This is a genomic window from Endozoicomonas numazuensis (genome assembly GCF_000722635.1).
GTDB classification, from domain to species: Bacteria; Pseudomonadota; Gammaproteobacteria; order Pseudomonadales; family Endozoicomonadaceae; genus Endozoicomonas_A; species Endozoicomonas_A numazuensis.
The window spans coordinates 129768-149866 of the sequence record NZ_JOKH01000003.1 but is presented as its reverse complement, the minus strand read 5'-3'; the positions used below and the strand labels follow the sequence as shown (position 1 = coordinate 149866).

At 46.4% G+C, this 20099-nt stretch carries 19 protein-coding genes and 4 pseudogenes; 8 read left to right on the top strand and 15 right to left on the bottom strand.

Annotated features, from left to right (window positions below):
- Window positions 1-53: 53 nt before the first annotated feature.
- Genes GZ78_RS13460 through GZ78_RS13450 form a run of 3 tightly spaced genes read right to left on the bottom strand, consistent with a single transcriptional unit; the run spans window position 54 to window position 3517 of the window.
- On the bottom strand, window positions 54-1025 hold the full coding sequence (locus tag GZ78_RS13460; RefSeq protein WP_034836985.1) for a PfkB family carbohydrate kinase: 972 nt from the start codon (window positions 1023-1025) through the stop codon (window positions 54-56).
- Entirely contained in the window at window positions 1013-2446 is a 1434-nt protein-coding gene (locus tag GZ78_RS13455; RefSeq protein ID WP_081869853.1) for a purine-cytosine permease family protein, read from the bottom strand. The genes GZ78_RS13460 and GZ78_RS13455 overlap by 13 nt, the downstream gene beginning before the upstream one ends.
- A gap of 54 nt (window positions 2447-2500) precedes the next feature.
- Window positions 2501-3517, bottom strand: coding sequence for an ADP-ribosylglycohydrolase family protein (locus GZ78_RS13450; protein ID WP_201772712.1), 1017 nt, complete (start codon window positions 3515-3517; stop codon window positions 2501-2503).
- 319 nt (window positions 3518-3836) lie between these two features.
- Here GZ78_RS13450 and GZ78_RS13445 point away from each other — a divergent pair, with 319 nt between their 5' ends.
- Window positions 3837-4544, top strand: coding sequence for a GntR family transcriptional regulator (locus GZ78_RS13445; protein ID WP_236631554.1), 708 nt, complete (start codon window positions 3837-3839; stop codon window positions 4542-4544).
- 95 nt (window positions 4545-4639) lie between these two features.
- On the opposite strand, the gene GZ78_RS13440 is transcribed toward GZ78_RS13445, so the two are convergent.
- The 9 genes and pseudogenes from GZ78_RS13440 to GZ78_RS13400 form a co-directional block, all read right to left on the bottom strand.
- On the bottom strand, window positions 4640-5218 hold the full coding sequence (locus tag GZ78_RS13440; RefSeq protein WP_034836979.1) for a DJ-1/PfpI family protein: 579 nt from the start codon (window positions 5216-5218) through the stop codon (window positions 4640-4642).
- 167 nt (window positions 5219-5385) lie between these two features.
- A complete protein-coding gene (locus GZ78_RS13435; protein ID WP_034836976.1) occupies window positions 5386-5871 on the bottom strand; it encodes a hypothetical protein in 486 nt (161 codons plus the stop codon).
- A gap of 89 nt (window positions 5872-5960) precedes the next feature.
- Window positions 5961-6248 (bottom strand): antibiotic biosynthesis monooxygenase family protein, encoded by a 288-nt coding sequence (locus tag GZ78_RS13430; RefSeq protein WP_034836974.1) that lies wholly within the window; start codon window positions 6246-6248, stop codon window positions 5961-5963.
- 29 nt (window positions 6249-6277) lie between these two features.
- Window positions 6278-6883, bottom strand: coding sequence for a glutathione S-transferase family protein (locus GZ78_RS13425; RefSeq protein WP_034836971.1), 606 nt, complete (start codon window positions 6881-6883; stop codon window positions 6278-6280).
- A 46-nt stretch (window positions 6884-6929) separates the two neighbouring features.
- Complete coding sequence (locus GZ78_RS13420; RefSeq protein ID WP_152558721.1) at window positions 6930-7292, bottom strand: DUF3703 domain-containing protein; 363 nt, start codon at window positions 7290-7292, stop codon at window positions 6930-6932.
- Window positions 7293-7381: 89 nt separating this feature from the next.
- Entirely contained in the window at window positions 7382-7840 is a 459-nt protein-coding gene (locus tag GZ78_RS13415; RefSeq protein WP_051786170.1) for a GNAT family N-acetyltransferase, read from the bottom strand.
- A gap of 362 nt (window positions 7841-8202) precedes the next feature.
- A complete protein-coding gene (locus GZ78_RS13405) occupies window positions 8203-8739 on the bottom strand; it encodes a DDE-type integrase/transposase/recombinase (RefSeq protein ID WP_236631553.1) in 537 nt (178 codons plus the stop codon).
- Window positions 8740-8757: 18 nt separating this feature from the next.
- Window positions 8758-8883, bottom strand: a pseudogene (locus tag GZ78_RS30980) (helix-turn-helix domain-containing protein); the annotation flags it as partial.
- Complete coding sequence (locus tag GZ78_RS13400) at window positions 8883-9368, bottom strand: transposase (protein WP_081869852.1); 486 nt, start codon at window positions 9366-9368, stop codon at window positions 8883-8885. The pseudogene GZ78_RS30980 and the gene GZ78_RS13400, both read right to left, overlap by 1 nt.
- A 149-nt stretch (window positions 9369-9517) precedes the next feature.
- Here GZ78_RS13400 and GZ78_RS28930 point away from each other — a divergent pair, with 149 nt between their 5' ends.
- A complete protein-coding gene (locus GZ78_RS28930; protein WP_152558720.1) occupies window positions 9518-10174 on the top strand; it encodes a hypothetical protein in 657 nt (218 codons plus the stop codon).
- Between the two features lie 566 nt (window positions 10175-10740).
- Here GZ78_RS28930 and GZ78_RS13395 read toward each other — a convergent pair.
- The 3 genes and pseudogenes from GZ78_RS13395 to GZ78_RS30330 form a co-directional block, all read right to left on the bottom strand.
- A complete protein-coding gene (locus tag GZ78_RS13395; protein WP_034836964.1) occupies window positions 10741-11427 on the bottom strand; it encodes a hypothetical protein in 687 nt (228 codons plus the stop codon).
- Window positions 11428-11502: 75 nt separating this feature from the next.
- Window positions 11503-11895 (bottom strand): group II intron maturase-specific domain-containing protein, encoded by a 393-nt coding sequence (locus GZ78_RS13390; RefSeq protein WP_034836961.1) that lies wholly within the window; start codon window positions 11893-11895, stop codon window positions 11503-11505.
- A gap of 95 nt (window positions 11896-11990) precedes the next feature.
- Window positions 11991-12888: pseudogene (locus tag GZ78_RS30330) on the bottom strand (IS3 family transposase); the annotation flags it as partial.
- 74 nt (window positions 12889-12962) lie between these two features.
- Here GZ78_RS30330 and GZ78_RS13380 point away from each other — a divergent pair.
- From GZ78_RS13380 to GZ78_RS13355, 6 genes and pseudogenes are all read left to right on the top strand, one after another.
- Window positions 12963-13654: pseudogene (locus GZ78_RS13380) on the top strand (transposase); the annotation flags it as partial.
- Between the two features lie 321 nt (window positions 13655-13975).
- On the top strand, window positions 13976-14617 hold the full coding sequence (locus GZ78_RS28925; protein WP_152558719.1) for a hypothetical protein: 642 nt from the start codon (window positions 13976-13978) through the stop codon (window positions 14615-14617).
- A 526-nt stretch (window positions 14618-15143) separates the two neighbouring features.
- Window positions 15144-16106: a trypsin-like serine protease gene (locus GZ78_RS13370; protein ID WP_034836955.1), complete on the top strand. Its 963-nt coding sequence runs from the start codon at window positions 15144-15146 to the stop codon at window positions 16104-16106.
- A gap of 421 nt (window positions 16107-16527) precedes the next feature.
- Window positions 16528-16914 (top strand): annotated as a pseudogene (locus GZ78_RS30325) (reverse transcriptase domain-containing protein); the annotation flags it as partial.
- 393 nt (window positions 16915-17307) lie between these two features.
- The gene (locus GZ78_RS27505) at window positions 17308-17862 is read left to right on the top strand and encodes a deaminase domain-containing protein (protein WP_051786167.1); all 555 of its coding nucleotides are present in this window, start codon (window positions 17308-17310) and stop codon (window positions 17860-17862) included.
- 580 nt (window positions 17863-18442) lie between these two features.
- Window positions 18443-20077, top strand: a complete 1635-nt coding sequence (locus GZ78_RS13355; RefSeq protein WP_034832908.1) for an IS1634 family transposase — start codon at window positions 18443-18445, stop codon at window positions 20075-20077.
- Window positions 20078-20099 lie beyond the last annotated feature (22 nt).

The following is a 20099-nucleotide window of genomic DNA, read 5'->3' as shown; positions in this document are numbered from 1 at the left end:
GGAAAAATCTTCAGGCAAACCTCCGGCGTTGCCGGAGGTTGATATTAAGGACTTTAATCTGACTGTACGACAGTCATGCTTTTCTGAAAATCCACCAGTTCACTCAGTGTCGGTGCTCCGTTTGAACCTGGTTTGCTGACCACAATGCCCGCAATCAGGTTGCCCAGCTCAACTGCTCTCGTGACAGGCATTCCCAGAGCTATCCCGGCAATAACGCCACCTGTGTGACTGTCTCCCGCTGCAATGGTATCAGCCACCTCAACTTTGAGGGCTTCAACAGTGACAGGAGGCATACCTGGCTGGCAAACCGTAGCGCCTTCTTTATCAAAACGACAAATCAAGGTTATATCGCAATTGTTTGAAAACTCGATAGCGGATGTGAGAAGGCTGCCTTGACTGTCGTTTGGCATCTCCAGAGCCCGGAGTTCATCTCTGTTCAAGGTCAGAATGGGTTTCTTCTCCAGTAGTTTGTTAATAAATACTGGATCGATATCTCTGATTCGCGGGCCTAAATCAACAAAGAGGGTTTTATCATCTGACTGTGCCAACAACCAGTCCCTCAGAGCTTCGCTACCATCGCTGACCAGTTCATAACCAGACACATAGATAATGGCTTGATCCGGAACCGGGATCTGGGCAAGCAAAGGCTCGTTCCAATGTTGTTCACACCCTTCTATGGAGACAAAAGTTCTTTCCCGGTTAGCTTCCACCATGGCTATGCACCAGCCATTGTCGTGTGTTGGGTGCAACAATGAAACGGGCAGGTTTTCCTTTTCCATGGCTGCAGCCACTGTTCGACCATGAACACCATTTCCTACCGGTATTGCATTGACAGGCTCCAAAGACAGGCGTTGCAGAACCCTGATGACATTAAAGGCGCACCCGCCCACCTGAGAGCCCAGATCCTGAGCTGTCACATCGCCACCGCTTTCAGGGAGTGTATCTACTCCCAGCATGACATCACAGAAAGCTGCGCCGACCACGACCACCGGCCTCACCTGTGAGTATTGGCTCAGCTCAAACATACAGACTCCTGCTGTGGGCGTAATGCTTTGTTGTACAGGTTGTACATCAACAGGCTGACACCGAAAGAAACAAAAAGTCCGAGGCTGGAGTCTGCAAAGATACCCACTGCAAAAGGCCCGTCAATAAAGCCGGTTTTGGTGACCATCAGGCCTGATAGTGCACCTGCGATCCAGCAAGTTAATGTGGGCAAAATGGTACCCGTCTCACCAAACAGTTCTTGCTCTGAATACCCACGGTGACGATGGTAACTGAAGAAGTCGGAGATAAAGATGGCCGCCCAGGCCGCCAGGAAGACACCACAGAACACCAGAAAAGCAATGAAGGGGCCCAGGAAATCGCCGGAAACAAACAGCACATAGAGGGCAATGCCAAGAATCAAAGTGGCGTCCAGGGCAATAGCGGTTCTCTGCTTGAGCTTGATGCCCATGCTCAACAAGTTAAGGCTGGCAGAATAAAGGCTCAGTACAGAAATAGTGACAATACCTGCGACCGCTGCGGCCAGATAAGGGATAGCCATCCAGGTGGGAAGGAGTTGGCCGATCGCCGAAATAGGGTTTTCATGGGAAGCAAGGTCTGGAATCTGTGCGGTCAGTAGAATGCCGGTCAGCATCAACAAAACCAGTGGTAAACCGGCGCCCACAACGACAGAACTGAAAATGCTGCGGTTAGAGGAAGATGAGGCCTGGTCACGGCTGTAGTCTGCACCTGCAATCGCCCAGCTAATGCCAGTACCCGCAGCAATAATGGAAACTGCAGGCAGAAATCCGGTAAGCCAGTTGCCAGATGGCAGGGCTAAAATGGCAGGCCAGTCAGCAGTGGATAAAAGATACAGCACCACAAACAGTGTCATAGCGCCAAAGGTTCGGGTGATCCACTTCTGCATCAACAGTACGGTGTTCTGTCCGAGCATACTGACTATTACAGTCAGGCCGCCAAAGAGAATCAGGGCAATGACTTTTGTGGCCACACTTTCTGTAATGCCTACTGCACTCAACAAGGCCACTACAGTCAGTGTACCGGTGATGATATTAACGGCTTCCCAGCCCATCAGGTTGATCCAGCAGAATGAGGTGGGGGCAATGTTGCCCTGCTTGCCAAAGCTGGAGCGGGAGAGGGTCAGAGTGGTGGTTCGGCCAATCTTGCCGGCCATACTTGAAACACCGACCAGGGCAAAGGACGCGACACCAACAACGGCCGCCAGAACGGACTGGATAAACGACAATCCGAATGAAACGATGATAGCGCCATAGACAACGCCAAGGATACCAATGTTGGCAGCACACCAGACAAAAAACAGCTCAACCGGCTTTTTGGTCTGCTGGCTTTCGGGTACCAGTGCAATACCCAGTTGATCGATGGAAGGTTCTCCCCCGGAAGTTCTGCCTTCAGGGATCCCGGCAGTGGACTCAATACTACTCATGATGCATGTCCGTTTTGTTTTTTCCGTTAAAGGTTTTTCTTTGCTTCAGGTTGCTTAAGAAAAGCGGAAGTCCGTTAATGCGGCGGCATATGGCGCAAAGTCAATGTCATTTGCCTGATTAATCAGGCTGATATGTTTTGGATCAAAAGCTTCCTGACCATGCAAGGCTCCACAGATAGCCGTTGCCATAGCACCAATGGTGTCAGTATCTCCACCCAGGTTGGCCGCCAGTTTGGCGCACAGAGTGGGTTCAGTTGAAGACAGTTCTACCAGAGCCAAAGCAGCCGGTATGGATTCAATCATATCCATGCCTGAACCAACATTGTCGTAAATATCGGCTAAGCCTTTATGAACATCCTGCTGACCATAAACAATAGCCAGAGCATACAAGATGCGCTTACCAATCAGAGGGCTGAAAGTGGACTCAAAACGACGTTGTACATCACTGGCTAACGGGATGATTTCCAGCTTAATCTGTTCCCAGGTAGCCCCTTCAATGGCCCGGCTTATTGCCCAGGCAATAGCGGTAGCGCCGGCTATGGCAATGTCTGACTTATGAGTAGGTAGACAGGAGTTTCTGACGGTCTCAATAAATTTGTCCTGATCCTGGGTTGGCATTAAGCAACCGACAGGAGCAACACGCATGGCAGAGCCATTCGTGACACCGTTAGCTTCGATTTCTTCCAGAGGGGTACCGTTCTGCAAAGCAAGCAAGGCATTTTTTGAGGTAGGACCCAGAATGTTTTTTTCAAAAGCATTAATACGCTGAGCCCAGTTCATTATGTGTTGGGCTACAACCATGGGCTCAACTTGCCCCTGGCATTCAATAATGGCATCCATCAAGGCAACACACTGACTGGTGTCGTCAGTATACTGCCCGCGTTCGAATTCATTAGCCGCTATGTTTTCTTCCGGTCCGGCAAGGAAATCAGAAATCCATTCAAAGTGACTCTGAACGCGGCTGCGTGGCCATAATTCAGACGGCATTCCCATGGAATCCCCGATGGCCTGGCCATAGAGGCACCCAAGAATCCGGTTTCTGACAGGATTCACTTCTGGTTCCTTGCTCACAAACTACCTCTTAATAATGCTTGTTATACCCATCGCCTTTCAAGATGCTACGTTGTTGCCAGCGTACGCTCACCCTGATCACCTACTACTTGTAGGCTCACAGGGCTTCGCTCACTTGTCGCCTAGTAGCATCTTGAAATCCAATGGGTATAGAACAGTTTCTATCATGATAAGTCCAAAACAAGTCCAGTTAAATACCAATATCACTCCAAAATGATTGAAATCAAAACATTTGATAGAATCTGTCGGCCTTTTTCCAGCATTAAAAAATCAGGTGAATCTATTGAGCCAGCGTCTCCTAAGTTATCTGAAAGACCAAATGTACCAACAAGAGCCAGCCCCGCTGTATCTGAAGTTGCAAAATGCTATTCAGTCAGCGGTCGACAGTAAGATGCTGACTCATGGTAATACTCTTCCTTCAGAACGTCTGATGTCTGATGTACTGGGTATTTCCCGGGTGACCGTCGTGAAGGCGTTGGCTGAACTAAAAGACATTGGTTTGCTGGTCAAAAAGCAGGGGCGGGGTAATCAGGTTAATCAGCCGGTGTTATACAACCTGGCCGGAGGAGGGTTTTCATCACAGCTTCAACACAAGGGAGTTGTCAGTAACCGGTGGTTAGTGCGCGAACTGGTCAATGCGAACGAGACGTTAACCCTGAAGCTGGAACTGTCGAAAGCGGATGAGTCCGTAGCAAAAATAAAGCGGGTACGATTACTGGATCAGATCCCTGTTTCTATCGAAACACTGTTTATTCCAGAAGAGTATCTCCCTCGGCCTGATCTGCTGGAAGGTTCACTGTATGCTTTTTGGAAAGAGTGCGGAATTATTCCGGATAAACAGCAGTATGATCTGAGCATTTATATGCCCGACTCAGAAGAAGCGGCCATGCTTGAAATTCCAAGGAGCATCCCTCTGATGAAAGTAGGGTTGCTCAGTCGCCGGCAGGATGGCCGTATTATTGAATACGGATCTGCGGTTTGCCGGAGCGATTATTACAAATTCCAGTTTGAGGTTAAGGTGGGCTAGGAGCCTGATTACGAACAGACAGGCTCCTCATGTTAATCATACCCTCTAGCCATTTTTATATTTCAGGGTGAGCCGCATTTCCCGCTCATGGCTGTTTATGGATTCCAGACAAAATCCATCTGTCTTGCTGTTTTCTCAGCAAGCGCCTGGCTGTGCAGCAAACTGACCAGAGAAAGGCTCATATCGATCCCGGCGGTAATGCCTGCAGATGTGACGACGGAACCCTCTTGAACCCATCGTTGGTCTGAGACCACATTCAGTTCAGGAAACTGTTGTTTGAGCTCTGGAATATCTTCCCAATGGGTGGTGACCTTCTGATCTGTCAGAATCCCCGCTGCTGCCAGAATAAAAGCCCCTGTACAGACTGATACGGTCATTTTTGCAGAGGCTGAAGAGGTCCGTATCCATTCCAGCATTTGAGGTTTTTTCAGTTCAGCATGGTGAACGCCACCCACTACCATCAGCAGGTCGATAGGAGGGTGGTTGTAAAAACCATAATCAGGATTCACGCTGAATCCGGCACGGGCAGAAACTGTTTCTCCGGTTTCCCCCACCAGAAAGACATTGAAAGGCGCTCCGCCTTCACAGATCCGGCTGGCCGTTGAAAATACTTCGAAAGGACCGGAAAAGTCCAATATTTCAGCATTGTCGTATAGGTAAATGGCAATGTTCATGCTTTATTCTTGCCTTGGGCTTTTCAGAGAGTTTTGAATATAAGGACGTTTGACCAGTAGAGAAAGATTCAGAGGAGGGATGAAATTTAAGGGCGAGTGGTGTACCGAGTGAAGAGGGTAGAACAAGCCAGAAGGCTGGCCTTGTTGCACTGTATTCTGGACTGTCTTTAGTTCTCTGTCTCGACCAGATCACTGACAGAAATGATTCGTCCTTCTTCGGTTTTAACAAAAAGAACCGAATCTCCAGCAGGCATGCAATGACGGGAACCGTCCCTGTTTCTCACACAGGCAGCATTGAAAATACCCATGTTTCTTAGCATTTTTTCCCACTCATCATAAACCGGTTTAACCCTTGAGCGTCCTTCGTCAACAGCGGCCCCCATTCGCATCAGGCGGCTGTACATTTGCCGGATCTCTTTTTCTTTGTGTGGGTAGGCTTGCAATTCCAGAGGCATGGTGTGTTCAGATTTGCAGGTCAGCCAGCGGGTGAACCATTGGGGGTGTTGTTCGTCCCGGTCCACCTGCCACTGAGACTGACAGTGGGTACTGGCTCGATCAAAGTCCTGTTGGGTGATTTTTTTTGAAGCGCTGCCACATCCTGATAAGAAAAAAATCAGAATGAAATAAACAGTCAGTTTGACCGGCGTGAGCAAGACCCTTCTCCCTGGTGCCAGATTCCCAATAGATCATCGTATCGGTTTGAATGAGTCTTTACAATCCAGAGGCAGTGCGGTGTCTAAGCTTAACCTTGGTATTTGTGAAGGACTTCAACAATTTCTACCTGATAATCCTGATACCAGAGTGTTTTTCCTTTTTGTTGAGCAGAGAGATGCTCCGGATTATTTTTCCAGGCCCGGATACTCTCCTTGTCTGGCCAGTAAGAAATAGCCAGTTCCTGATCACCTTCAGTATTGGCAATAAATTCAATACAGCCATACTCGTTTAAAGCCAGCTCACGCATTCGCTGAGCCTTTTGAGTGTATTCCTGATCCAGCTTTTTAAGAGTGGCTCTGAAAATCACAGCGTACATAGGCATTCCTTGTCTGATATGACGAGATATCAGCTGTCAGCTTGCATGGAAACAAAGCCCGGTAAAGCATGAATATGTTCTATCCAGTTCTGGATACCGGGGTACAGTGACAGGTCAAAACCCCCTTCATGAGCAACATGCGTGTACCCGAACAGGGATAAATCAGCTGTTGTCAGTTGATCTCCCACCAGAAAAGGGCTTTTTAACAGTTGCTGTTCCATGACTTTAAGCGCCTTGTGGCCACCTTCCTGCTTACTTTCAAACTCATTGCGTCGATGCTCAGGCATTCCCAGGTATTTATTGATGAACCGGGCCACAGCAATGTAGGGCTCATGACTGTATTGTTCAAAAAACTGCCATTGCTGGATTTTGGCCTCTAAAAAAGGATCCGCAGGAAGCAGCTCAGAGTCCTGGGCCAGGTAATTAAGGATGGCATTGGACTCCCAGAGGCAGCGACCATCATCAAGCTCTAATAGAGGAATCTTCCCGTTAGGGTTTTTGCTAAGAAAGCCTGGGCTCTGGGTTTCATTGTTCAGAATATCAATATCGACCCACTCATGATTCAGGTCGAGCAGAGCAGCCAGCAGTTTGATCTTGTAGCAGTTGCCGGACTGAATATCGCCATAAATTTTCATGTTCTGACGCACTCCATACAGATTTTTATAATATTTTATGAATGACTCAAGAAGCCTTGGCCTGCTCAATCAGGCGCTCATGTTCCTGCCGAATGGGCATGACCTTGAATGGACTGACATTACTGCCACCGGTATTCCCTTTGGGAACAAAGCCTATGGCAGTCATTGCGGCAGCACCGAAGATTCGAAAAATCTGGCCGAAGAACTCACCCGGTCTTTTTTGCTGGAACCCCCAAAGCATCATGATCCAGTGGACTTTGACATGAAGCCAGGTGGATTCCTGTCCCAGGACGTGAGCATTTTCCAGATGTTTGAAAGCCTCAGCAGGTTTGGCCTCGCGCATGAGTGCACGATATTGATCAAGCTCTTGCTCGACGTAAGGTCTTATTTTTTTAGTGAATACAGGCATGATGTTTTATCCCTGATGTTAGGCTCCTGGAGCAACCTATCATTTTTTTCGACAGTCCTGCTACTGCCTGAGCGACTATAGCGAAAAGATCATTCTACAGTTAGATCACAAACCAGCCGGAGCATGTCTTTATGTTGGATACCCTGTTCAAAAATGGGCTCAACATAATGATCAAGAAAGAAGTTTTTACGGATAGAGTCGACCCTGAAGCCCTGCCGCTGATAAAAAGCCAGCTGATATCCAAAAGTACCTGTACCCAGTTCGACTCTTTGAACTCCCTTGTTTTTGAGTGAGTCCAAGGTGAACTTCAGGAGCTTGGAGCCAGTTCCCTTGGCCTGACAATCTGGACTCACAGCAATATTAAACAGTTCAGCCAGTTTGTTGTTCTCGGGCTTTACAACACAAATACCAATGACCGTGTCGTCTTCAAGTGCTGCATAGCACCATGAATCTTTCAGGTATTTCTGTATACATTCTTCAGAGGGGTCGGCTTCCAGAAGTAAGCGGAAGAGGGTGGAATGTGGATGAGAAGCAGGACTGCAAGGCACGTGAAGGCTCTTATCATTCTTCCTCCGGAGCAGGAGGTAAAGAGGCTGCTAGCAGGCATCCATGCTTCCCTGAATTCCCCTAATGAATATCCTTTAACTTAATGGAATAGACATTGGGTTGTCCAGAGATCGAAAAAGCAAAAAGAAACCTGAAAAGCAGGCTGCATGTCATAACGTATTTTTATTGGTTTTGAATCGTATTTTTAATGTGCTTTCTACCATTAATTGAGGAATAAAGAATAACAGAAACACTAAACCCAAAGGAGGCACCCAGCAGGCCAAGTTCCAGTAATTCACTAGCCCCAAAGCCAGTGATAAGAAAGCCCAGTAACGCTCCGGAAGAAGCAATAATCAGAAAATTATTAGTGTATGGGATGACAAAATATTCCATGATTACGATGGAAATGACAGATTGGATGCCCATGAAAATATAAGCAAATAGCAGTGTAATAAAGAAATTGGCAACAGGCCTTCTGGGTCATCCGAGCCGCATGCTCTGCCGACTCCTCCTTATGAACTTTCCAAGCCACGATCATCCGGCTGTAAACGTCCATGACCAGATAAAGGTAATAATACTGACCCCGAATCGACGAGTTCAGGTACGTGATATCCCATGACCACAGCTGATTCGGCTTTGTCGCACAATGGGATGTGGGCGTTCTCCTGACCGGCTTCTGGCTGCGACCTCGATGATGCTGTTGGCCGTCTACTTTCAGTACTCGATAGAACGAGGCTTCCGAACCCAGGTAAACGCCCTCATCCGTCAGTGTTGGCACAATCTGGCTGGGAGGCTGGCTTTTAAAGCGTTCGCTGTTACAGATCTCAATAATCCTGGTGCGTTCCTCTTTCGTTAATTCGTTGGAAGGCACTGGACGGTCAGCGCCTTTTCGCTGATCCATCCTGACGCCTTCTTCATTGTGTACCCAGCGCTGAACTGTGCGCACTGACAGGTTAAGGACAGAGCAGGCCTCTGCCTTACGGGCGCCGTTAGCCACCGCCTCTTCAATCAGTGCTACAGCTTCCTTGCGATCCGGGAGAGGAATCAGTCGTCCTCGCGCTCCCCCCAGATCGCCTCGGCTTTTTTTGACAGTACCAGCAGAGCCGCAGTTTCAGCGAGAGCTTTGTCCTTGCGCTTGAGCTCTCTTTCTAATTTTTGGATGCGCTTTTTGTCACTGCGTTGGGAAGCTGCCTGAGCCTGCCTGGATTCAGCGGGCTTTGAGCTTCCAGTGATACAGTCTGACTTCCATTGCTGAAGTTCTTCTGGATACAGCCCTTTTTTGCGGCAATATTCAGACAGCTCGGTAGTATTCATGGTCGCGGTTTCCATCAGAACCGCGAATTTGTCTTCAGCTGACCACTGATCAGGATTTTTGCCATCTCCGGGCTGAACTCTTGCCTGTTTGCGCCAAGTATACAGGGTGGCATCGGTGATACCTGTGTCTTTTTTCAACTGGGAAACTGGCACATTATTGGGCGGCATCATTTTCTGGATGATTGCTGCTTTCATTTCTTTGGAGTAACGAGCCATTACAGCCTCTTTCAGTCAGCTCTCAGTTGTTGAGAGTCATGGATCAAAAGTGGCGACATCTATCCTGACACAGGCGGGTTGTGGGGGGTGGAGGTTAGAAACCTCCGGCTACCCGATTATGTTGCGGTTGTTCTGCTCTGAGCTACAGTATGAGTCAGAAGATGCTGTTCACCGGTTGTGACTCTATGAAGATTTTATGTATATTGTTGATCGTATTATGCACTGCTTCATGGGCTGATAAAAACGATAGCCCAAGTCAAGATTTAGCTCGTTTATTTGACTCTATTCCCGTTGACATTGAACCATATGAAAACAGTGGATATATAGAACGAAATTATATTGGTTGTTTGAGTCATGAGCTTGAGATATATGGAGTACTTTCTCAGGATAAAAGGATATGTATTGTTCTAAATGAGAACAATACCTTGAGCAAAACCACAAAATTCAGTGAAATCTTTCCCGACTCTACATCTTTAAGTACTACTGCTTCTCATTTTATTACCTCTAACTCCACTTTGAATCAAAGTTATTGGCAAATGAATAATGATTCTCTCTGTTATATTCAGGAACGGTCTGGGTCTCAACATAGTTGCTTGCTTCCAAGTAATTATTTTGAGTCCAATGGAGCTTGGATTCATGGCGAGCCTAGCCCAGACAGCTACTCAGATGAGGGATGTGGTGATTTACAAGCCGCCGTAGTAGGTACAGGTCTATTTGTAGTCATTACGGTCTCTATCCTGACGATAATCAATGTTGTGGCTTGTCAGATTAGAAGCTCAAAATATAGTGGGTATAGCTCTTTGTAATTGTGAGTTGAGCAACATAACGCCTGCAGCAGGGGCGGCGAACGCAGTGAGGCGTCCCTTTTGACTGCACTTGTGTACGCCCGGCATGGGCATGAACTTATGGGGTGAAAGTCCCCTGTAGGAAGATCACCGTTGAAAACCCTGTTGTGATTAAACGCTAACTACTAGCGAACGGCAAGGGCCAGCCCGTGAGGTCTGGTCTGGAGGAAGCCGCTAGCAAAGCTGCGAGCTGATGAACAAGAACATCCTATGAGGCGTAGGCTGGAGGCGAGTTGGCACAAGACAACGAAGCCACGTGATCTGACGGCCACCGTAAAGGATGCAGTTGCGCAGTGACAGTTCATGTCCTTATCCGGGGAGATCTGCTTAACACGCGATCGGTTACTTTCCAGTTCTCAGCCACTGGTCTCAACAGGCTCGGCGAACGCTGGCTTATTTGAAATCACAGGGGCTCTATTCACTGCGGGACGGATGGATCAAGCTTCACCATCCTTAAGAAATGCCCTGTGCGGACCCGCATGCAGGGTGTTGTGGGGGTTGGAGGTTAGAAACCTCCGGCTACCCGATTAGGTGTTTTCCACAAAACCAAATTTTTCAGCTAAAACCGCCATATTTTCTGACTTTGCTTCTAAAATCAAATTTTCTTTTTTCATATGACATTCGTTAATTGCTACAGCTAAACAATATGTACCTGCCCCACGGTATTCTTGCTGCTTTGCTAACAGCAATAATAATTTTTGGTTCCCTTTTTTTGAACTAGGAAGAATAAATGCTAAACAATACAGATCATCCTCTATTGATACATCTATTTCTGTATAACCTTCTTCATAAAATTCAATTTCAGACATTAACCACTCAACTAATTCTTTTGTAAAACCTTGTTGACTTGGTGGAAGGTTATCAGTAATTTTTTCTAATTTTGAAGATAGTTCTAACACACCATTTTCATTTAACTTTTTATTGATAACTTCATGATTAAAGGAAGGTTTTTCTTTTTCTAAATGACCTTTTGTTGATTTCGGTTTAAGTTCTGACAGTTCAATGCTTTTTTTGGGAATAAGAATACATTCTTTTTCAAATAGCCTAGGCTTTAATTCAGAAATACTTCTACTCAATAGTTGAGGTCTACCAGTTTCTACTTGTTCATTCTGGGGTATTTTTTTTGAATAGGTTGTACTATTTTTCGAAGGTGCTGGCTGTAATTCAGAATCTAATTCATGAGATGGTGGTCTTTTTCTATTAATTCTATCCATAAATATATTAATCTCAGTTATTGATTTGCGCCTAATCGGGATAGGGCGGAGCCTCGCGGTTCAAATTACTGTTGTTTATCTTGTCGCCATTTCTGGCAAACCCAAGTTCCTGAAATATCTATTCGGCAGTGCTCTGGTGAGTGCCGGACTACCACTTAAACGCCAGACCCCATGCGCCGACTTCGCTGTATTCCAAGCTAGAAATCGATCAACTCCCAGTCGTCTGAGCATTCGGTAACCTTTGCTTCCCCACTGCTTCAAGATATAACACCTCAATCGTCGTCGAATCCATTTATCCAGATCCCGCAGAGGACTCGGTATTTCGGCAATGTCGAAATACGCTTTCCAGCCAAGCAGGGATTTTCTTAACTCTGTGATGATCTGGGTGACTGAATGACCTCTCGTTCGACGGCTCAGCTGTTTAACCGTTGCTTTCAGCTTCATCAGTGCTTTATCACTGACTTTCATTTTAAGTCCCCGCCGACTGAACGTAAACCCAAGGAAGTTGCGCTCCCAAGGGCGTCCTACCGCACTGATCTGAGGTAGTAAAACTGGACACCAGGTTAAACTTCTGCCAACTCATAGTTCTCAGGGCTTAAATAACCCAAATAACTGTATCGACGAGTTCGATTATAATCAACTTCGATGTATTCAAACACTTCTTGGCGCATCTGCTCCCGATTGATCATAGGCTCATACAGTACGGCTTCTACTTTCAGAGAATGAAAGAAGCTTTCTACACAGGCATTATCCCAGCAATCGCCCTTGCGGCTCATGCTTTGCAGCAACTCCTTCTCCTGAAGGATACTTCGAAAAGCCTCAGAGCAGTACTGACTCCCTCTATCACTATGGAAGATAGTGCTTTTAGGACATTTGCGTCTCCATAGGGCCATATTCAGGGCATCGCAGACTAAACTTGCCCTCATGGTTGTGTCCATCGACCAGCCAATGACTTTACGAGAGAAAAGATCAATGACAACCGCCAGATATAACCAGCCTTCTGTCGCTTGTAGATAAGTGATGCTCCAGCCCATTGTTGATTAGGTTCAGTGGCTGTAAAGTCACGTTCCAGTAAATTTGGGGCAACAGGCATTGAGTGTTTGCTGTCAGTTGTCACTTTAAACTTCCTTGCTGCTTTCGGGATAAGCGCCTGACGCTTCATACTGGCCTGTATGGTCTTAAGGCAACAGGGATAGCCGTCGTCTTCGAGGTCTTTATGTATTCGGCGCGCACCGGAGCGGCCTTTGCTCCGATAAAAGGCTTCACGAATCAACAAGTCACGTGCAGACTGACTCTCTGCCCGCTGACTGAGTGTATGGCGGTTCTTTGCCCAATGATGAAACCCACTTCGGGAAACGCTCAGCACAGCAGCCATTCTTACCAGAGAAAACGGGTCACTGTGTTGAGCATAAAGCGAAACCGCTCTACTTTTGGTTCTTCGCGAAGTAGGTAGCCGCCTTTTCCCCCTGTGTCACCATAGTTGTCGCCTCTTCAGGTTTCTCTACTAAAGACAGGGGGCGGTCAGTGAGTAATCAATGGCCCGTTATTCAGAAGAGTTTAAGGCATCCGTCGTTCAAAAAATGATGCCCCCCAATAATGTACCTGTTGCCCAGTTATCACGAGAGACTGGTATCACTGAGGCAACCTTGTACACTTGGCGGAAAAAGACAAGAGCGCAAGGAGTACCTGTGCCTGGTGATGGTCTGAATCCTGAACAATGGCGTTCAGAAGATAAGTTTGCTGTCGTGCTTGAAACTGCAGCTCTGAATGAAACAGAACTGTCCGAATATTGTCGGAAAAAGGGCTTGTTTCCTGAGCAAATAGCACAATGGAAAACCGCCTGTTTGACAGCCAATGCTGAAGCTGCCGAACAGCGTAAACTGCTTGCTGAAGAACGCAAACAAGACAAGAAAATCATCAAGAACCTTGAACGTGAACTCAATCGCAAGGACAAGGCTCTGGCTGAAACCGCTGCCTTGCTGGTACTGGCAAAAAAGGCCCGCGCGATCTGGGGGGAGCGCGAGGACGATTGATCAGCCTCCAAGATCGCAAAAATGCTGTAAACCTGATTGAACAAACAATGGAACAAGGAGCCAGACAGCTTGCTGCCTGTCAGGTTCTGGGACTGTCTGTACGCACCTTTCAGCGATGGAAACAGGAGGATAATGTGAAAGTGGATGGCAGAAAAACAGCGAACCGACCTGCTCCGGCTAACAAACTTACCGAGTCTTGTACTAAAATCAGACAATTGATGTGTCTTGGCGTTGAAATCCGAATGGTAGTTGGTTGTGGTCGAAGCAGTAAAGGCCCGTGGAGAAGCGCGAAAACGCCGGGTATCAATCAGGCGCTATCGCTGGCTTATCTGAAATCACAGGGGCTCTATTCACTGCGGGAGGGATGGATCAAGCTTCACCATTCTTAATGAAACGCCCTGTGCGGACCCGCATGCAGGGTGTTGTGGGGGCTGGAGGTTAGAAACCTCCGGCTACCCGATTAGACGCGCGAAGCTTGACTAAACTTAGATTCAGCATCTTCATATGTAACTGCTATGAAAAAGATAATCTGTTTTTTATTTGCTTTCACGAGCGTCTGTCATTCAAGTATGTTCTATTTAAATACTCCATATGGAGTGTTGCTTATAGATATAGAAAATGGTGGAAAAATTACTTCAATAATATATGAAAACAATCAACTGAGATTCACGAATTCTACAGTATTACAATTAGTTGTTACTCATGACCCAGCATGTCCTAGCTTGGCAGTTTTATTAGCCTCTTTCTTGAGTGTTAATCATCAAGGTGAGAGTCAAGACCTTTTTTCCATGCATGGCGAAGGCTCTTTGCTAGAAGCAAACTTTATAAGTTATGCAAATAATTATGACTATGAAATAATGACAGAAACTTATAGCCCTAATGATTCAGTTAATTGCCTTACAAACGGTTATGTAATACCACCTCCTTATGCTACAAAGCCATTCCCTTGTATGTTTAACTGTCCAAGTGGGTTTAAAACTCCGCAACAAAGAATAAATCATTATAAAGCTAGTCATCATTCTCCATATGAAACCCTTAAACAGAAGTACAGTAAGCAAACAACATGCCCTCTATGTGGGTTTATTATTATCAGTTTTCTGTCATTTAGTAAGCACATAAATCTAGATCATTATGGGAAAGGATACTCAGATTTTTAGCGCCTAACGCTTGGTTCAGGTGCGCCGTAGGCGTCACCTGGAATTTCTTGTGTACGCCCGGCATGGGCATGAACTTATGGGGTGAAAGTCCCCTGTAGGAAGATCACCGTTGAAAACCCTGTTGTGATTAAACGCTAACTACTAGCGAACGGCAAGGGCCCCCTGTGTCACCATAGTTGCCTCGCACTAAAATCAGACAATTGATGCGTCTTGGCGTTGAAATCCGAACGGCAGTTGGTTGTGGTCGAAGCAGTAAAGGCCCGTGGAGAAGCGCGAAAACGCCGGGTATTAATCAGGCTCTATCGCTGGCTTAGCTGAAATCACAGGGTCATTTCAAAGCGGAGTTAACACTCTATTCACTGCTGGACGGATGGATCAAGCTTCACCATTCTTAATGAAACGCCCTGTGCGGAACCGCATGCAGGGTGTTGTGGGGGCTGGAGGTTAGAAACCTCCGGCTACCCGATTATGTTGCGATGGTTCTTAACTACACTTGATACCTACATGACCACTTACAATTTTTAACATGCATCATTTTTTCGCTGTTTTCGCTGTTTTCGCTGTTTTCGCTGTTTTCGCTGTTTTCGCTGTTTTCGCTGTTTTCGCTGTTTTCGCTGTTTTCGCTGTTTTCGCACTGAGCTTTTTTTCTGGTCTTTTATGTGCCTCTTATAGAGAAGAGCGTTACACAGAACCTAATGAAAAAGTTGCTCGTGGTGTGCTACCTTGGATAGCGAAAATGTCAAGTACTTCCTCAAGCTATACCGCTGTATTAGTTTCAAATAAATTTCTTTTAACTACTGCTCATACTCTGGCACAGGGTGATAAAAGTGACTGCCTTAAAGCTAGATTTTTAAATGCAGCTAGCCCTTTCACTGTGAGTGCGAGAAAATATTTAAAGAGTTCAGAAGATGATTTTGCAATAATTGAGTTAACAGATAGTCTTAATACATCAAATCTTAATCCACCAGAAATGGATTTTGAAAACTATAGAAGCATTGATTTGACAATGGTAGATCCAGTTTATGCTGCTGCATATGATGGTTCGGAAGTACTGAAACAAGTCAAGCTTTCGTGGAAACTGTCAAGTTCAAGTGATGGAGACTCTATTCCTCAATCATACCAACTGAGTTATTCTGGTTATAGTGAGGCTGGAGACTCTGGCGGGGCTTTATTCTATTCTAAAAGTGATACCTTTTATTTGTTAGGACTCCATACTGCAGGGTATGAGTACCCTGGAGCCAATGATTATTATGAACCAATCTTTAAGCATATGAGTTTGATCTTGAACTGCACAAACATTTATTCATCAATTGCAGGAAGTATTTGCCAACAAGATGATTGGCAAGATATCAGCTGTAAACATGATAAATATGAACTTGTCATCAAATTTTTATACGGTGTAGTTGGTGTAATTGGTGTAGTGATTACATCAGCTGCAATATATTATGGCTCGAAATGGTTAAGATTAAAGTGCATTAATAGCCAATAGTGATTAGCAACATAACGCCTAGCGCAGCGGCTTGTGGAACTGGCGCTTGTTTTGCCGTTTTTTTTTGGCAAAACGAGTGACAGTTTTGCAAGTCCGCTGCCGCTACTTGTGTACGCCCGGCATGGGCATGAACTTATGGGGTGAAAGTCCCCTGTAGGAAGATCACCGTTGAAAACCCTGTTGTGATTAAACGCTAACTACTTTTTCGACCACGTTATGCACCCTGAAAACCTTCAGAGAGCATGGTAGCAGGTCCACGCCAACAAGGGCGCAGCCGGTGTAGACGGCATGACCATTGACGCCTTCCCTGAATGGGTGCACCAAGGCTACTGGAAACACACGGCAACGGCCTTGCAGAACGGAATCTACAGACCTGCGCCAGTACGACGTGTGACGTGTAGGGTTCGACAAACTTGACGGAGGAAAACGCCCTCTGGGTATCCCCACGGTACAGGATCGCGTTATCCAGCAGGCGATGGCTCAGCTTCTGACACCTCTGCTCGATCCAGGATTTTCCAATAATAGTTTTGGATTCCGCTCTGGTCGCAATGGGCAACAGGCTGTCAGACAGGTGCAGTCCATAATCTGCAATGGATATCGTATCGCTGTTGATATTGACCTCTCTAAGTTCTTTGACCGGGTAAACCACGATCTGCTGATGTCGCTCCTTGGCCGCAAGATTAAGGATCAGCGCGTGATGCAATTAATCGGTCGCTACCTGCGTGCCGGTGTCATGGATAACCACTGTCTTACAGAAACTCGGGAAGGTGTTCCCCAGNTTGAAAACCCTGTTGTGATTAAACGCTAACTACTAGCGAACGGCAAGGGCCAGCCCGTGAGGTCTGGTCTGGAGGAAGCCGCTAGCAAAGCTGCGAGCTGATGAACAAGAACATCCTATGAGGCGTAGGCTGGAGGCGAGTTGGCACAAGACAACGAAGCCACGTGATCTGACGGCCACCGTTCAGGCGCTATCGCTGGCTTATCTGAAATCACAGGGGCTCTATTCACTGCGGGACGGATGGATCAAGCTTCACCATTCTTAATGAAACGCCCTGTGCGGACCCGCATGCAGGGTGTTTTGGGGGCTGGAGGTTAGAAACCTCCGGCTACCCGATTAGCCGTTTCCCTGATGTTTGGTTTGAACTTTTTTGCATTTTATCAGTCCAATTCATTAATAAAGTTTTTACAGGGAAGTGTATAAATGGAACCTACACTACGGAGACCCCTTATTGCAGGAGTGCTTTCAGATCACACCACGAAGCGTAAAACTCGTTTTCATAGGAAAAAAGAAACCGAACCAAGGCAAAAAACCATGCCGCGCTCAGAGCGAATTCGCTATAACGCTCGAGCAAAACATGACTATACAGATATATTATCTCGAAAAATAAGCCATTTTAGAAAAGACATGAAAGATAATATTGGTGATCGTAATGTAGCAATTGCAGTGATTAAACACTCTGTATCTAACACTGAAGAATTCGTAGCTGTTAGTGGAACTGATACAAGAGTTGGTTTATCAGTTCCTAGGAATAGAGCCTTTGAAACTTTTGATATTCGTCATGACCGATCATGTGATGCGGAAGTGAAGATATTTGAATACTTGGATAAAAAAATCAAAATCGACTCAAAAGCATCTGTTTTTCTGCACTCTGAATTGCCTGTATGCGATTCTTGTCGTTATGTGATAGACCAGTTTAAAGATAAATATGACAAGATAAAAATATTCACATCCTACAGTTTACTTGACCAGCTCTGAATATTGCAGACGGCTAACGCCTGCTTCAGCTGCAGACAAAATTGGCTGTCGGTTGCCTGCACTTGTTAGAGGCTGGGCAAAACATACCTGAATACTTTTGTTTTTATACTGAAACTAACCTCTCTATTCTCTGGTGAATATGAGATTACCTTTGTTATATTTTTACCCTTAAAAAATGTCCCAATTTCTTGCTCAGTAAAGTCTCTACTGAATATTTCAGTAAATGAATTTGAAGAAGTTTGACAAAAACTTGGGGAGTCGCTTGCACTTATTGCTTGAATCCAGCTTTACCAGAACAACGTTCGTCGATTACAGGAATTTGAACATTTATGGAGTAATAGCTTTTACCACGAGTCTCTTCGGCTAAATAAACGCGGCTTGAAACATTTGCACGAACGCATGTATTGCCGAGAAAATATGAATGAGAAATGCCTGTCGTTGGTTCACCTTTAATCTGTAAGCTTTCTCCCCTATCGAGCGCAGAGTAAAAGTTTCTATCATACCCGACATTCACCACCTAACCTGACATTTTCCTGAAGTCTGCTATTTATCAGATAAGCAAATATCAGGAAACCGTCTTATGCCTCCTGTTCAGTACCGCACTCAGGTCATGGATCACCTCGGCTTAGTCGCAGGAATGTGCAAAGAGCTTGGGATCGTCGAACACATTGACCAGCGTGCCCCAAAGCAGTCCGACGAGTGGAAGGTTTCTCATGGTGAGTGCATTCTCGCCATGATTCTCAATGGCTTGGGGTTCGTTGGGCAATCTCTCCATATGTTTCCGCAGTTTTTCGACAACAAACCCCTCGACAAGCTGATCAGGGAGGGAGTCGAACCTGAGCACTTAAACGACAAAGTGCTCGGAAGAGCACTGGATGAGATGTTCAACCTGGATGTCAGTAAAGTCTATTTCGAGCTGGCTATCAAGGTAGCAAAGCACCTCAAGCTGCCATGCGAGGCGTTAAACCTTGACGGTACAAGCCTACACGTCGATGGTCGTTATAATAGCGACAGCGAGGAGAGCGACGAAGACCTTAATTGCATCAGGATTTGCAAAGGCTACAGCCGTGACCATCGGCCAGACCTGAACCAGGCCATTTTGCTTCTGATGACCGAAAACAAAGCGGGCATTCCCATGTTTATGGCCGCTGCCAGCGGCAATGTGACCGACAAGACGAGTTTTCAGTGGGTCGTATCCCAGCACCTGAAGAGTTTCAAGGCCGCACTGGAAGCCCGTTACTTCGTTGCTGATGCTGCGTTGTATGTAGCAGAAACGCTTCAAAAACTGGATCAACAAGGGCAGTGGTTCATTTCCCGTGTTCCCCTCAATATCGCCGCCGCCAAAGAGCTGGTGCAGAGTGCGCCAACACGCACTATGAAGGCTGTGGAAGGTTTTGAGCATTACGAAGCCATAAAGGTGTCGTCTGATTATGCTGGCGTAGAACAACGCTGGGTTTTATTCCGCAACAAGCAAAGCCGGAAAACTGAACAGAAGACACTGACAAGACGTATGCAGAAAAAATCTCTGGCAGAGTGCAAGAAACTGGAAAAACTGGGCAAAAAAGCGTTTCGGTGCGAGAAGGACGCCCTTGAAGCCTTCAAGCAGTGGCAAAAGCAATCTGAACTCTGTCAGGCTGAGCCACAGATTATTTCAAAGCCCTGTTACAAGACCAAAGGTCGTCCCGCTCACGGGGCAGAGCCGGATCATCTGGAGTACTTCGTGACAGGGTGTTGCTCGGTCACTGTGCAAACCCGACGGGATGCTGAGGCATCGCTGGGTTGCTTTGTTCTCGCTACGAACGACACTGATACAGGCAGACTGACCACCGCAGAACTGCTCAGGACTTACAAATCTCAGCAACAGGTTGAAAGGGGCTTCCGTTTTCTGAAAAGCCCGGACTTTCTGGTGTCGTCTTTGTATCTGAAGAAGCCGGAACGCATTGAGGCTTTATTAATGGTGATGACGCTTTGCCTGATGGTCTATGCTGCTATCCAGCACCGGATTCGTCATGAGCTGAAAAGGCAAAGTCGGACGTTTCCTGACATGAAGAAAAAGCCAGCCCAGAACCCTACAGGCAGGTGGGTTTTCTTCTGTTTTTCGGGTGTCCATGTGTTAACGGTCAACGGGACGGAGAAACATGTAATCGGTCTCTCGGAGAGTATGACGACAATAGTCCTTGTCTTGGGGTCAACGTACCAAGAAATTTATTCCTAATTCGGGGTGGTGAATGTCGGAT

Excerpts from the sequence above, each read along its gene's own strand:
- GZ78_RS13460 (WP_034836985.1), bottom strand. The coding sequence starts at position 1,025 with ATGTTTGAGCTGAGCCAATACTCACAGGTGAGGCCGGTGGTCGTGGTC.
- GZ78_RS13455 (WP_081869853.1), bottom strand. The coding sequence starts at position 2,446 with ATGAGTAGTATTGAGTCCACTGCCGGGATCCCTGAAGGCAGAACTTCC.
- GZ78_RS13445 (WP_236631554.1), top strand. The coding sequence starts at position 3,837 with ATGTACCAACAAGAGCCAGCCCCGCTGTATCTGAAGTTGCAAAATGCT.
- GZ78_RS13440 (WP_034836979.1), bottom strand. The coding sequence starts at position 5,218 with ATGAACATTGCCATTTACCTATACGACAATGCTGAAATATTGGACTTT.
- GZ78_RS13430 (WP_034836974.1), bottom strand. The coding sequence starts at position 6,248 with ATGTACGCTGTGATTTTCAGAGCCACTCTTAAAAAGCTGGATCAGGAA.
- GZ78_RS13425 (WP_034836971.1), bottom strand. The coding sequence starts at position 6,883 with ATGAAAATTTATGGCGATATTCAGTCCGGCAACTGCTACAAGATCAAA.
- GZ78_RS13420 (WP_152558721.1), bottom strand. The coding sequence starts at position 7,292 with ATGCCTGTATTCACTAAAAAAATAAGACCTTACGTCGAGCAAGAGCTT.
- GZ78_RS13405 (WP_236631553.1), bottom strand. The coding sequence starts at position 8,739 with ATGGATCAGCGAAAAGGCGCTGACCGTCCAGTGCCTTCCAACGAATTA.
- GZ78_RS13400 (WP_081869852.1), bottom strand. The coding sequence starts at position 9,368 with ATGGCTCGTTACTCCAAAGAAATGAAAGCAGCAATCATCCAGAAAATG.
- GZ78_RS28930 (WP_152558720.1), top strand. The coding sequence starts at position 9,518 with ATGAGTCAGAAGATGCTGTTCACCGGTTGTGACTCTATGAAGATTTTA.
- GZ78_RS13395 (WP_034836964.1), bottom strand. The coding sequence starts at position 11,427 with ATGGATAGAATTAATAGAAAAAGACCACCATCTCATGAATTAGATTCT.
- GZ78_RS13390 (WP_034836961.1), bottom strand. The coding sequence starts at position 11,895 with ATGAAAGTCAGTGATAAAGCACTGATGAAGCTGAAAGCAACGGTTAAA.
- GZ78_RS28925 (WP_152558719.1), top strand. The coding sequence starts at position 13,976 with ATGAAAAAGATAATCTGTTTTTTATTTGCTTTCACGAGCGTCTGTCAT.
- GZ78_RS13370 (WP_034836955.1), top strand. The coding sequence starts at position 15,144 with ATGCATCATTTTTTCGCTGTTTTCGCTGTTTTCGCTGTTTTCGCTGTT.
- GZ78_RS27505 (WP_051786167.1), top strand. The coding sequence starts at position 17,308 with ATGGAACCTACACTACGGAGACCCCTTATTGCAGGAGTGCTTTCAGAT.
- GZ78_RS13355 (WP_034832908.1), top strand. The coding sequence starts at position 18,443 with ATGCCTCCTGTTCAGTACCGCACTCAGGTCATGGATCACCTCGGCTTA.